Genomic DNA, 12678 nt, shown 5'->3' with positions numbered 1-12678 from the left:
ATCGAAAATCAAAAAGCCAGCAACGCACCGCACGAAGCGGTTTTTGCTGGCTTTTCAGGTTTTCCGCGTAAGGGCGGAAAGCTTTGCTTATTTGTTTTCGGTAGCGGCCTTATAGCAGCCCAACAAGCGAAAATAGACGCTGCTCCGATGGATGAAGCGCAAGGCTTCATGGACGTTTTCGTCGGCGATGTTGCCTTCGAAGTCCAGGTAAAGCAGGTACTCCCATTTCTCCCCTTCGACGGGGCGGGACTCGATTTTGATCAGGTTGATGTGGTACCTCGCGAAATGACGCAGCAGCTTGAACAGCGTGCCGGCTTGATTGTCCAAAGAGAACACCACGCTGACTTTGTTGCAGCGCGGATTCGACTCAAGATCCTTGCCTACGATGATGAAGCGGGTCGTGTTTTCGCTCTGATTCTGGATGCTCTCCGCCAAGATGGATAGGCCATGGATATGGGCTGCCCTTCTGCTGGCTATGGCGCCCTTGTGCGCATCTCCGGAGTCCTTCACCATTTTCGCGCTGTCGGATGTGCTGTGGAACGGAATCTGACGCCACTGCTCGTGGTCCTTGAAATAATCGGTGGATTGCTGGAAACCTTGCGGGTGCGAATAGACTTCCTCGATCTGATCCAGACCGGTCCCTTCCAGGCCGATCAGATGCTGCTCGATTTTGATGTATTGCTCGCCCACGATGGAAAGGCCGTATTTGTACAACAGATCGAGCACTTGTGAAATCGCACCAGTGGAAGAGTTTTCCACTGGCAGAACGCCGTAATCGATTTCCCCGTTCTGGATACCCAAGAACAGCGATTCAAAGGTATGGTAGTTTTTCGGATCGCGGGGCGCTTCCTTGAAATAGGCCAACATCGCTTCTTCGCAGAACGAGCCCGTTTCCCCGAAATAACCGATCTGCGCGTGCTCTTTTGGATCGTGGATCGCAAAGATCTGCTCATAGTCATTCGAAGCCGCCCGGACATCCTTTTGGACTTCCTTCGAAAGATCCATGATCGTATCCAAGAAATGATGGGTCTGCACCGCAAACTCTTCACTCTTCAGGTGGGTAAGATTCTTTTCCACGACGCTTTGCTCACGGCCTTCGTCAAAGATGGGCAAATCATGCACCAGCTTATAATTGCCGATGGCTTGGGAAATGTGCATCCGTTTTTCGAACAGAGCCACAAGCTCCTGATCAATGGCATCCAACTCTTTGCGATAGTCTTCTAAATCCGTCATACTCGCCTTCCACTCCGTTCTCAGTCGTATTTATAGAATTTGGAATCCAACAGCAGATCCAGGATCGCGATTGCCGTCACGGCCTCCAATACAGGAATGGCGCGCGGTACGATGATCGGATCGTGTCTGCCTTCAACCGATAATTCCGCATCCGTCTTGTCTTCGATGTTGATGGTTTGCTGCAGCTTTGTGATGGAAGCTGGCGGCTTGATCGCCACTTTGTAGATGATCGGCATGCCGTCCGTGATGCCGCCCAAAATGCCGCCGTTATGGTTCGTGCGGGTCTTGATCTGGTCGCCGTCATAATAATAGGAATCATTCGCTTCCGATCCAAGCATTTCTGCGATGCCGAAGCCGCTTCCGAATTCCAAACCTTTGATGGCAGGCACGGAGAAAAGAATATGCGCCAGAACGGACTCAACGGAATCAAAGAACGGATTGCCGACTCCTGCCGGGATGCCCAATACACAGATTTCCGCGGTTCCACCAACGGAATCACCGCTGGCTTTTGCTTCGCGGATCAGGTTGCGCATTTCCTCTTCAAGCGACTCGTTCAACAATGGCAGTTCTTTGCTCGCAAAGCCTTTCAGCATTTCCGGTGTGACTTCGGTGTTCAGGAAGCTATCATCCTGGATCTTGGCTACGCTCTTGACGTGACCGCCGATGGTGATGCCTTGCTTTTCAAGCAATTGCTTCGCGATCGCACCAGCAAACACTAGCGGTGCCGTGATCCGGCCGGAGAAATGGCCGCTGCCGCGGTAATCGTTGAAGCCGTCGTAACGGACATAGCCTGGGTAATCGGCCTGACCGGGACGCATCAATTTCTTCATCTGACCGTAGTCTTTGGACCGCGTGTCGCTGTTGCGGATGATCGCCGCAAGCGGGCTGCCTGTCGTCATGTCGTTGAAGTAACCGCTCAAGATCTCAGGCTGATCTTTTTCTTTCCTTGGCGTCGTCAAAGCCCCTTGACCTGGCGCTCTCCGTTTCATTTCCTCCAGAACTTTATCCATATCGATCTTATGGCCTGGTGGCAGACCGTCGATGGTGACGCCGATTGCGGAACCATGTGATTCTCCGAAGATGGATACCTTTAATTTATTCCCAAATACACCGCTCATTGTATCTTGCCCCCTATTGCTTTATAGTCTTCCCAAAAATTCGGATACGATTTCGAAACGCACTCAGCATCCGTGACCGTGATCGGCTGTTCGCAGACTGTCGCAGCGATCGCCAGCATCATGGCGATGCGGTGGTCTTTGTAGCTCCAGACCGTCTCTCCGCCCTTCAGTGATTTGACGCCGTGGATCAGCAGTCCTTCCGGCAATTCTTCGATGTCAGCGCCCAGTTTCTTCAATTCGCTGGCCGTCGCTTGCAGACGATCGCATTCTTTGATGCGCAGTCTGCCGGCGTTGATGATTTCCGTTCTGCCTTCGCTCAGGCAAGCCGTCAACGCGACGACCGGAATGATGTCCGGGCATTGCGCTGCGTCGATCAGCGTGCCGTGCAGCCCATTTGCTGCCGTGCCGATCAAGCCGTTGCCCTGCTGCTCGAAAGAGACGCCCATCGCTTCCAGAATGGAGACGACAGCACGGTCACCCTGCAGCGAATCCATCTTCAGATCGTCCACCAAAAGGTCGTTCCCCAATGCGTCTGCGCAAAGGAAGAAGGCCGCTTGGGAATAATCCCCTTCGACGCGGTAATCCGTCGCTTTGTAGGATTGTCCACCCTTAATCCGGAAAAGTTGATGGCCTTCGTTTTCGATGGTGACACCGAAAGCGCTCATGACATCCAACGTCAAATCGATATAGCCGATCGATTCAAGCGGCGTCGTGATCGTGATGACCGAATCTCTGTCCAACAACGGCAAGGTGAACAAAAGACCTGTGATGAATTGCGAGCTGACATTTCCAGGAAATGAGAAATGTCCCGGTTTCAAGTTCCCGTCCACGACCAAATCAAGTTCGCCTTCAGTCGGTTTGTAAGAGATGCCTTGTTCCTCGAAAATATCGTAGAAGATCGTCAATGGACGTTTGCCCAGATTCCCTCTGCCGATGAAGCGGCTCGCGCCTTGGAAAAGTGTCGAGATCGGTACGACAAAACGCAAGGTCGAACCAGATTCATTGCAGTCGATCAGGTGCTCCGCGGTCGTTGCGCTTGCATCGGCTTTTGCTTCCGTAACGTATTGGCCTGCGCCGGTGATCGTCAAGGTGCTGCCATCCTGCTCGATGACTGCTCCGAATGCCTTCATGGCCTCCGTAGTTGCGATGATGTCATCCGAAAGCGCGATGTTGTCGATCTTGCAGGTGCCGTCGGAAAGCGCGGCACAGATGACCGCACGGTGCGCCAAACTTTTTGAAGGCGGGACAGTCACTGTTCCCGATAGCTTATGTGGCTGTATCGTCAAATCCATTGTAATCCTCCTGTTGTTTCTTCGATTTTGTTTCTTCTGTTTCTTCTATAGTATAGCTCTACATGTTCTCCAGATCGTCAAAGAAGGCGATGGTTTCATCCTGAACGTAGCTGTTGCCGATTTCCTTCAACAGGATGACTTTCAGATGGTCGTCCAAATTCTTTTTGTCCAACGTCATGATCGCCAACAAGCTGTCCAAATCAATTTCTTCCATATGCAGTTCCGTAGGCAAGCCGACTTGTTTCGCCAGTGCTTCGATCGCGGCTGCAGTACCAAGTTTTGTGAAGCCTTTTTTCTCGGAAAGGCGTGTGATCGCGACCATCCCGATGGCCACCGCTTCACCGTGCGAATATTTCGCATAATTGGTGTAGGTTTCCAAAGCGTGCGCAATCGTGTGGCCAAAGTTCAGCAGCATCCGTTCGCCGGTGTCCTTCTCGTCCTCTTCCACGACTCTGCGCTTGATGTCGCAGCACGTGTAGAGGATTTTTTCGATGTGCGCCATCATCTCTTCGCGGGTATGCAGCGTCTGCAGGAAGCTGAAGAATTCGGCGTCCTTGATGCAGCCGTATTTGATGACTTCCCCGAGACCGTCGCGGAAAAAGTGGTCCGATAACGTGTTCAGCATTTCCGGATCGATGAACACTTTCTTCGGTTGATTGAAAGCCCCGACCAGATTCTTCCCTCTTGCCAGATCGACGCCGACCTTGCCGCCGATGCTGCTGTCCACTTGGGCCAACAAGGAAGTCGGTATTTGGATGAAAGGCACGCCGCGCAGGAAGCTGGCAGCCGCAAAACCTGCGAGATCTCCGATGACGCCTCCACCCAAGGCAATGATCAATTCACTGCGGTTCAGTTGGAAATCCAACAATTGTTCATAGATCAGCGGCAGCATCTGGAAATCTTTCGTCTGCTCGCCTGGCGGCAAGGCTACGACAAGCGTCTCGTACCCTGCAGCCTGCAGGCCTACCTCCAACTGGGAACCGTAGTGCTCATTGACGTTATGGTCCGTGATGATGGCAATCTTCTTGCCGCTGTAGATTTTTTTGATTTCTTCCGGAAGACGGTGGCGCAAGCCATTTTCGATCAGGATCGTATAGCTGTTTTTGCCGAGTCCCACATGTAATTCAGCCATTGTTTCACTCCTTATTCAAATCTCATTAAAAGAAAAGCGGAACGGGTTCGTTCAGCCCTGAAAGAATTTTAGGAAATCGTGCCATGCAACGTTCCCTACGGTCACCTTGTACTGGGACTCTAAGGGATGAATCCCTAAGACTCCCATGCAACTGAGCATCGAAGAGCGCAATAGGTACGATTTATCTAAATTCCGAAGGGCTAACCCGTGAAGCTAGCCAACGCATTGGAATGCGCGGAAAGTTCTTCCTTTATTTTACCGCATCCAAATGCTTTCCTTCAATGGCAATCAGTTGTTTTACAACAACCATCAATTCCTCGAATTCATTCGGATTCAAACATTGTTGGCCATCGCTCCATGCGTTCTCGGGATCATGATGGATCTCAATCATTAAACCGTTTGCTCCGGACATGACTGCCGATTTGGACATGGATGGCACTAGGTAAGCAGAACCGCCAGCGTGGCTTGGATCGATGACGATCGGCAAGTGGGATAATTTCTGGATGACCGGAACAGCTTGGATATCCAAGGTATTGCGTGTTTCCGTTTCAAATGTACGGATGCCGCGTTCGCAAAGGATGACGTTTTCGTTCCCTTCGGACATGATGTATTCAGCCGACATCAACCATTCTTCGTATGTTGCGGACAACCCGCGTTTCAACAGGACTGGTGTCTTTGTTTTGCCGACTTCCTTCAATAGATCGAAATTTTGCATGTTGCGCGCGCCGATTTGGATCAGATCGACATCCGCTTCGAATTCATCGACGAATTTCGTGGACATCAATTCGGTTACGATCGGCAAGCCAGTCGCTTCCTTCGCCAATTTCAGCAAACGCAAGCCTTCCAATTCCAAGCCTTGGAAGCTGTATGGGGAAGTGCGCGGTTTGAAAGCTCCGCCGCGGAGGAAGTTAGCGCCTGCCGCTTTTGCGCGTTGCGCGATGCTGATGATCTGTTCTTCGCCTTCAACGGAACAAGGACCTGCGATCACACCGAAGTAGCCGTTACCGATGCGTTGGCCGTCGATTTCGACAACCGTATCGTCCGGATGGAATTTGCGGTTGGCCTTTTTGTAAGGCTCCTGAACTTTTAATACGCGTTCAACGATATGATGTTGCTGAATAGTGTCCATCGATACTTTCGAAGTGTCCCCTACCAAGCCCAAAATAGTCATTGTTTCGCCGATTACCGGGCTCACGATGACCCCTTTATCCGTTAAGCGTTTTGTCAGTTCGTCGATTTCCTCTTTTTTGGCCGTTTTCTTCAAAATGATGATCATGTCTTGTTCCTCCTAGTATGTTTTTGCTTTTAAAAAAATAAAAAGCGGTGCCCATGTTATATGAGCACCGCCTTAAGCTTCGTTATCCAAAAATGCTGTTGCCCGACGATCCGTCCTGCAACCTATTTCTCGCATCCCCTGATGTTTCTCATATTCGCTCTATGCAATTTTTTCCAAACAAAATATCCAGCGCTAAAATAGAAGCCCCAGAATGTAAAGTATGTAAAGTAAAAGTTTGTTTGTAAAAGATTGATAGCATGCGTGGAACCCATCGGATGACCTCTTCTCTTGTGTATCATTTAATCAGCTGAACTCATAATGAAAACGTCTGATTTCAATCATTATAACAAACGCTCTAATCATTGCAATAGTTTTTTTAATTTTTTTTTAATTTAATCTGGGTATTGAAATTTACATGGCAATAATCTACACTTTCCTAAAAGGAGTGAAACTTGATGCAATTTTTCGGCTTATTCGGCGAACATCTCAGCCACAGTTATTCAGAAAGAATCCATTCGACTTTTTTCGATCTGATCGGAATGAATGCCGGTTATAAACATATTGAATTGCCCCCTGAAGAGTTGGAAGCGGCGATTGAAGGGATCCGCGTACTTCAGTTTGTCGGCGTCAACGTGACGATTCCCTACAAACAGACGGTGATGCCTTACTTGGACGAAATCACACCGGAAGCGACGCGCATCGGTGCTGTCAACACAATCAAGGTAAAAGACGGCAAGCTGTACGGCGCCAATACCGATTATTATGGATTCGGAACTATGTTGGCTTCACACGACATTGCAGTCGAAAACAAAACAGCCATGGTTTTGGGCTTCGGCGGTTCCGCAAAAGCAGTCGTTTTATATTTGCTTGATAACGGCATCAATAAGATTATCATCGTTTCACGAAAAAAAGGCTCCCTGACTGATATTCCGGAGGATCCGCGCATCTCCTTGATGAGTTATGATGAGATAACGGACATCTCAGGCGATCTGATCATCAATACGACACCGCTCGGCATGTTCCCCGACAACATCGGCCTCAGCGCGGTCCCAGTCGAAGTGATCCGTCAATTCAGCGCAGCCGTGGACCTGATCTACAACCCGCAGGAAACGGAATTCCTCCGTTTGGCAAAAACAGCCGGCTTGAAGACCTGCAATGGATTGGAAATGTTGGTGCATCAAGGCATCAAATCCCAGGAAATCTGGCTGGAACGGCCTTTCGAACTTACATTGAACCAAGAAATCTATGAAAAAATAACATCATAACGGAAATAGGTGAAGGATTTGGGAAAAAATATCATCCTGACCGGACTGCCCGGTGCAGGCAAGACGACTTTAGGAAAATTACTGAGCAATATAATCGGTTACCGTTTCATCGATTCAGATGCCTTCATTGAGGAGAGGACCGGTAAAAGCATCACTGACCTCTTCCAAATCGGGGAGGACTATTTTCGCAACATCGAGTCGGATGCCTATAAGGAAATTGCCGATTTCGAGGATACGATCGTGAGCACGGGCGGCGGTGTCGTCAAACGCAACGAAAACATCGTGGCCTTAAAAAAGAACGGCACAGTCTACTACATCGACCGAGCAGTCGAAGACATCACGCACGACATCGAAGTTTCCCACCGTCCGCTGCTGAAGGACGGATTGGAACGGATCTATGCGCTGAAGGCCGAACGCGAAACACTCTATCTAAACGCTGCGGATTTTGTCGTGAAGAACGATAAGCCATTGGAAGAGCTTGCCGCTGAAATCATCGCTCACCACATTGGAGCAGGAAAGGAAGGCGACGTCCATGACAATCCCCAATAAAGAGCTGAACATCACAATCGTCGGTCTGGGCGTAATCGGCGGTTCTTTCGCAATGGCCCTTCACGATGCCGGCTACCGCAATCTTTACGGCATCGACATCGACCAAGCGACGCTGGATAAAGCCAAAGCGCAACAGCTCATCAAGGAGGGCTATCAGGATGGCAAAGACATCCTTCCGCAATCCGATTTGGTGATTTTTTCGCTTTATCCTCGTCTGGTGCACGATTTCATCGTCACCCATAAGCAGCATTTCAAGCCGGGCTCGATTCTGACGGATGCGACGGGTGTCAAAAAGTTCTTCATCGAAGATATCCTGTCGGTTTTGCCTGCCTCGATCGACTTCGTCTTCGGTCATCCGATGGCCGGACGCGAGAAAAAAGGGATCGATTTCGCCAGCAGTTCCGTCTACAAAAATGCGAATTACATCCTGACGCCGCTCCCATCCAACAAAGAGGAGAATCTTGCTTTCATGGAAGCTTTGATCATGGAGATGGGCTTCGGGCGGATCACGCGCATCTCTGCCGATTACCATGACGAAATGATCGCCTTCACCAGCCAGTTGCCGCACGCGATCGCCGTGGCTTTGGTCAACAGCGATGTTGAAGGCCGCGAAACGGAAAAATTCACCGGAGACAGTTACCGCGAGTTGACCCGGATTGCTAAAATCAACGAGGACCTGTGGAGCGAACTTTTCCTGGAGAACAAAGAGTACTTGCTGAAGAGCATCCAGACGTTCGAAGATCAGCTCGACCTGATCAAGGCAGCCATCAAGAACGACGACAGTATTGCGTTAAAACAGCTTTTCATCAAGTCCACCAAGCGACGGGAAAAGTTCGACAGATAAGCGCCCGTTTTTATTTTCGATCGCCGCAAAAAAGGATGCCATAACGGTATCCTTTTTTCGCGGCATAAAGAGGCCTGACAAGTTGCGAATCCCGCTGAAGTCGACTAAAATGAGAGTAGATGATACATGCGCTGAATAAATGAAAGAAGGCTGAAGAACCATGCGTGAAACGCTGAAAAAATTCAGTTACGCTGTTATCCTGTTCATCTTTGCGAGCTTCATCCTGATCACCGGGTATGAATTTGTGCGGTTCGTTCAAACGAGAGGCACCGAGAAGCAAGCTGAGCATTTCCTCCGGCTTGTTCAAGTAGGCTTCGGGCTGGTTGCTTTGCTCTTCCCTTCCCTCCTGCGGAAACATACGCGTATCCTCTTGCCTCAAAGAATCACCTTTATCTATGCTGTGTTTCTCTATTTGGCTCTCTTGTTGGGCAGTCTTGGCGGGTTCTATGACACGGTTGCCGAATGGGATACTATCCAACATGCCTTGAGTTCCGCTTTATTTGGGGTGCTCGGATTTTCCGTCATCGCCAATCTGCAGGAGGGAGGCGTCCAAAGATTGAACCTGACACCGGTTTTGTCTTCGCTTTTCTCTTTCTGTCTGGCAACTACAATCGGTGTGCTCTGGGAATTTTATGAATTTTTCGCCGACAGCGTCATGGGCCAGAATACGCAACGGACCGCTACAATCGAGGGCGTTCCGCTGATCGGTCAGTCAGCCCTATTGGATACGATGGGTGACCTGATCGTGAACTGCACCGCCGCAGCGATCGTCGCTATCCTGGGCTACTTCGCCTTGAAGAGCAGCGGCAATTGGCTTGAGGCTTACCTAATCACCTTCGAAACGGAAACCAAAAATAACGAAACGGACTAGGGGTAAAAAATGATCACTATACGTAACCTTTCACAAGACAATATCGAGGCCGCACTTGCGTTGAGCGTCGATGATTGGCAGCGCAAATACATCCGCCCGAATGCGGAAATGATTGCGCTCGCTTATGTCCAACCGCAAGAGTTTTTCCCTGTCGCCCTTTATGCAGAGGAAGAAATGGTCGGCTTGGCCTTCGTCAAAAAAGAGCAAAAAGCTGCGATCATGACGCTCGAACAGTTCATGATCGGCCAGCCCTTCCAATCCAAAAGTTTTGGTTCCGAAAGCGTCCGGGAGATTGCGAAATGGATCGAAACGCAATTCGACTGCACGCTGCTGCAGGCATCCATCCAGATCGGCAACCAATGGGGACGGGAAACGCTCGAAAACGCCGGCTTCATGAAGCGCGGAACCGATCTTGAAAAGCGCGAAATCGAAATGATCTACATTATGAAATAAAGAAAAGTGAGGAAACAATATGAAACCTGGACAATACGAAGCATACATCAAATGGCGCAACAACATGGTCGATTTATCGGAGGATCTCGATGAGGACGAGGCGGCGCACACGCTCATCTGGGATGCCACCGATTCGGAAGCCCGCGACGACTTCAACTTGTTGTTGGCTTTCATGACGCTCGACCAAGTGAGTCAAAATGAAATGAAACAGTTGGAGAAGAAATACGACAGCGAATTCATCTGATTTAAAACACTGCGCGGCGCAGCCGACAAAAAAGGCAAGCATTCGGTTTTTGACCGAACGCTTGCCTTTTTGATAGCCATTTTCTTATCGTTTGATTGCACCGGACTCGGAATTCTTGAAGTCTTCCACTTCTTCGGCGGAAAATTGGTTGCAATCGCCATGGATTGTGTGCTTCATGCTGGAAGCGGCGATCGCGAAATCGACGGTATGCTCCGCTGTATACTCGGAGAGGATACCGTGCAGGATACCGGCTGCATACGCATCCCCGCCGCCGATCCGGTCAACGATCGGAGTGATCGTATGCACGTTCGAGAAGCTCGTCTCTCCGTTGCGCCACATCGTCCCTTGGAGCACATTGTGGCTGGCGGAATGCACCTGACGGATGGTGGAATAGAAGACTTCGATGTTCGGATATTTTTCCGCCATCTTCTCGTAATAATAAGTCACGTCTTCCTGTTCGCTCGTATTTTCCGGAATCCCCATCAGATGCAAGGCATCCAATTTACCCGCAGAAAGATAGTCGGTCAACGGCAAGACTTGCTGCAGGAAAGCACCGCATTCAGCCTGCGTCCAAAGTTTGGCGCGGTAGTTGATATCGAAACTGACTTTGATTCCGCGTCTTTTCGCTTCCCGCACCAACTCGACCGACCATGCGGCCCAATCCTTTGTGAGCGCAGCAGTGACGCCGGAAATATGGAACAGGTTCACGTCCTCGAACAATTCGTCGAAATCCCACTCCAAGGTTTCCATGCTGGAAAAACTTGAATGGGCACGGTCATAGACAACGGAAGCCGCACGTTCCCCCACGCCGCTTTCCAAATAGTAGGTGCCCAGGCGTTCGCCGCCTTTTCGAAGCAAGGCTGTACAAATTCCGTAACTCTTCAGATGTTTGCGGACTGCAACACCGAGCGGATTGGCCGGCACTTTACTTGCGAAAGCCACTTCATGGCCAAAATTCGCCAGACTGATGCCGACGTTCGCTTCCCCGCCGCCGTAATGCCCGGTGAAATTTGTGGAATAGGTCATCAATGTTCCTGGATCTGTTGATAGGCGCAACATGATTTCGCCCAACGTCAAAATTTTACTCATCTTCTCGCACGCTCCCGATTATATTAATGGATTTTTTCTGAACGCGGTTACATTCTTGTTTCTGGTATGAGGCAACCGACGTGAAATGCATGATATAAAACTTACGTAATTTCCAAATAGGAAATCCTGTTTTCTTTTAGGAAATGCTTTGGTTTCATTATACGGTTTCCTTTTGGTTATTTCAACACCTATGTGAGCGAATTTCTATTTTATTGACGTTTGGACAGTAGTTTGTCACTTAACATTCTCAATTTCCCAGAGATTTAGGGTTTCGGGACATTGGGATATGAATTACCGCACAAAAATAACCCGCCAAACCCATTTTGGCGGGGAAAAACAGTTCAAATCACAATCAAAAAACCCGCCGAAACCACCTTGGCGGGGGAAAACGTCCACGGACAACACGAGATTCCCCGCCAAACCCATTTTGGCGGGGAGACCCGGTCAAATCCAAACGCGCAAACTCGAACCAGAATACCAAATCAGAATACCAAATCAACTAATAAACGTGTTCGTCCTGCTCAATTCGGACAACAGATTCTTTTTCGTTTCCAGCACCTTTTCGATGGTCTTCTCGCGCTCGAAACGGTACTTCGGCGTGCTGACGCTGAATGCGCCATAGATTTTGTTGTCGATCACGAGCGCCGCCCCGATGCAGATGACATCCAGGTCGTTCTCTTCGTCATCGGTCGCAAAACCCGACTCTTTGACTTTTTTCACTTCTTCCTTCAGAACATCCCGATCCGTTATGGTGTTCGGCGTGTCCGCGACCAGTTCGACCCGATCCAGATACGCTGCCAACTCTTCGTCGCTGAAGGCGGCCAGCATCGCCTTGCCCATCGCGGAACTGTAGAGATGGTTGGTGTTGCCGATGCGGGAATTGATGTTGGCGATCGCTTTCTGGGTCTCCAGCTTGTTGACGTAGAGGACCGCATCCTTATCCAGAATGCCCAAATGGACCGTTTCGTCCAAGCCCGCCTGCAGATTCCGCAGGTACGGATCGGTGATTTTGATGATGTCCAGATTCGCCAGCCGGTTGTTCGCATAGCGGATCAGCACGCTGCCCAAGGTGAAACGCTTGGTCTGTTCATTCTTTTCGACATATCCGATCAAAAGCAGCGTGTCCAGGATCTTCAGTGCCGTCGGGCTGGACAGACCCGTGTTGGCTGCGATGGCGGCCAGACTCTGGGCCTCCTTGCTGTTGGATAAATGATCGATGATTTTTGCGGCTTTCAGCAGGACCGTTCCGTAAGGTTTTTTCTCTTCTTCCATTTTTGACACCCCTCAACTGTTTCCTATTCAGAAATAGTTT

The 12678-nt window shown here is 49.9% G+C and carries 13 protein-coding genes; 6 read left to right on the top strand and 7 right to left on the bottom strand.

From position 1 onward, the window contains the following. Positions 1-87: 87 nt before the first annotated feature. From pheA to aroF, 5 genes are all read right to left on the bottom strand, one after another. Positions 88-1233, bottom strand: coding sequence for a prephenate dehydratase (gene pheA, locus PH235_RS09430; protein WP_272162103.1), 1146 nt, complete (start codon positions 1231-1233; stop codon positions 88-90). Between the two features lie 20 nt (positions 1234-1253). Then, complete coding sequence (gene aroC, locus PH235_RS09425; protein WP_119093463.1) at positions 1254-2351, bottom strand: chorismate synthase; 1098 nt, start codon at positions 2349-2351, stop codon at positions 1254-1256. Next, complete coding sequence (gene aroA, locus PH235_RS09420) at positions 2348-3643, bottom strand: 3-phosphoshikimate 1-carboxyvinyltransferase (protein ID WP_272162102.1); 1296 nt, start codon at positions 3641-3643, stop codon at positions 2348-2350. Before aroA ends, aroC begins: the two co-directional genes overlap by 4 nt. A 58-nt stretch (positions 3644-3701) precedes the next feature. Next, positions 3702-4775: a 3-dehydroquinate synthase gene (aroB, locus tag PH235_RS09415; protein WP_272162101.1), complete on the bottom strand. Its 1074-nt coding sequence runs from the start codon at positions 4773-4775 to the stop codon at positions 3702-3704. Between the two features lie 250 nt (positions 4776-5025). After that, on the bottom strand, positions 5026-6051 hold the full coding sequence (gene aroF, locus PH235_RS09410; protein WP_272162100.1) for a 3-deoxy-7-phosphoheptulonate synthase: 1026 nt from the start codon (positions 6049-6051) through the stop codon (positions 5026-5028). A gap of 455 nt (positions 6052-6506) precedes the next feature. Between aroF and aroE the strand changes: the two genes are divergently transcribed. The 6 genes from aroE to PH235_RS09380 all read left to right on the top strand — a co-directional run bounded on the left by aroE (position 6507) and on the right by PH235_RS09380 (position 10277). Then, positions 6507-7316, top strand: a complete 810-nt coding sequence (gene aroE, locus PH235_RS09405) for a shikimate dehydrogenase (RefSeq protein WP_272162099.1) — start codon at positions 6507-6509, stop codon at positions 7314-7316. Positions 7317-7334: 18 nt separating this feature from the next. Beyond that, positions 7335-7865: a shikimate kinase gene (locus PH235_RS09400; RefSeq protein WP_272162098.1), complete on the top strand. Its 531-nt coding sequence runs from the start codon at positions 7335-7337 to the stop codon at positions 7863-7865. After that, a complete protein-coding gene (locus tag PH235_RS09395) occupies positions 7849-8709 on the top strand; it encodes a prephenate dehydrogenase (RefSeq protein WP_272162097.1) in 861 nt (286 codons plus the stop codon). The genes PH235_RS09400 and PH235_RS09395 overlap by 17 nt, the downstream gene beginning before the upstream one ends. 160 nt (positions 8710-8869) lie before the next feature. Beyond that, entirely contained in the window at positions 8870-9580 is a 711-nt protein-coding gene (locus PH235_RS09390; RefSeq protein ID WP_272162096.1) for a hypothetical protein, read from the top strand. Positions 9581-9589: 9 nt separating this feature from the next. Beyond that, positions 9590-10033, top strand: coding sequence for a GNAT family N-acetyltransferase (locus PH235_RS09385; RefSeq protein WP_272162095.1), 444 nt, complete (start codon positions 9590-9592; stop codon positions 10031-10033). A gap of 19 nt (positions 10034-10052) precedes the next feature. Then, on the top strand, positions 10053-10277 hold the full coding sequence (locus PH235_RS09380) for a hypothetical protein (RefSeq protein WP_272162094.1): 225 nt from the start codon (positions 10053-10055) through the stop codon (positions 10275-10277). Between the two features lie 84 nt (positions 10278-10361). Here the strand turns inward: PH235_RS09380 and PH235_RS09375 are convergent, their stop codons facing one another. Together PH235_RS09375 and PH235_RS09370 are read right to left on the bottom strand one after the other, a co-directional pair. After that, positions 10362-11366: a sugar kinase gene (locus PH235_RS09375; RefSeq protein ID WP_272162093.1), complete on the bottom strand. Its 1005-nt coding sequence runs from the start codon at positions 11364-11366 to the stop codon at positions 10362-10364. Positions 11367-11861: 495 nt separating this feature from the next. Next, on the bottom strand, positions 11862-12638 hold the full coding sequence (locus PH235_RS09370; RefSeq protein ID WP_272162092.1) for an IclR family transcriptional regulator: 777 nt from the start codon (positions 12636-12638) through the stop codon (positions 11862-11864). Positions 12639-12678: the final 40 nt, after the last annotated feature.

Origin of the sequence: Trichococcus sp. K1Tr (genome assembly GCF_028309625.1) — a bacterium.
Lineage (GTDB): Bacteria > Bacillota > Bacilli > Lactobacillales > Aerococcaceae > Trichococcus.
This window is presented reverse-complemented; position numbering and strand designations above follow the sequence as displayed.

What these genes read in the sequence shown, in the direction of transcription:
- aroF (WP_272162100.1), bottom strand. Translation starts at nt 6,051, where the DNA reads ATGATCATCATTTTGAAGAAAACGGCCAAAAAAGAGGAAATCGACGAA.
- PH235_RS09395 (WP_272162097.1), top strand. Translation starts at nt 7,849, where the DNA reads ATGACAATCCCCAATAAAGAGCTGAACATCACAATCGTCGGTCTGGGC.
- PH235_RS09390 (WP_272162096.1), top strand. Translation starts at nt 8,870, where the DNA reads ATGCGTGAAACGCTGAAAAAATTCAGTTACGCTGTTATCCTGTTCATC.
- aroA (WP_272162102.1), bottom strand. Translation starts at nt 3,643, where the DNA reads ATGGATTTGACGATACAGCCACATAAGCTATCGGGAACAGTGACTGTC.
- PH235_RS09375 (WP_272162093.1), bottom strand. Translation starts at nt 11,366, where the DNA reads ATGAGTAAAATTTTGACGTTGGGCGAAATCATGTTGCGCCTATCAACA.
- PH235_RS09385 (WP_272162095.1), top strand. Translation starts at nt 9,590, where the DNA reads ATGATCACTATACGTAACCTTTCACAAGACAATATCGAGGCCGCACTT.
- pheA (WP_272162103.1), bottom strand. Translation starts at nt 1,233, where the DNA reads ATGACGGATTTAGAAGACTATCGCAAAGAGTTGGATGCCATTGATCAG.
- PH235_RS09370 (WP_272162092.1), bottom strand. Translation starts at nt 12,638, where the DNA reads ATGGAAGAAGAGAAAAAACCTTACGGAACGGTCCTGCTGAAAGCCGCA.
- aroB (WP_272162101.1), bottom strand. Translation starts at nt 4,775, where the DNA reads ATGGCTGAATTACATGTGGGACTCGGCAAAAACAGCTATACGATCCTG.
- aroC (WP_119093463.1), bottom strand. Translation starts at nt 2,351, where the DNA reads ATGAGCGGTGTATTTGGGAATAAATTAAAGGTATCCATCTTCGGAGAA.
- PH235_RS09380 (WP_272162094.1), top strand. Translation starts at nt 10,053, where the DNA reads ATGAAACCTGGACAATACGAAGCATACATCAAATGGCGCAACAACATG.
- aroE (WP_272162099.1), top strand. Translation starts at nt 6,507, where the DNA reads ATGCAATTTTTCGGCTTATTCGGCGAACATCTCAGCCACAGTTATTCA.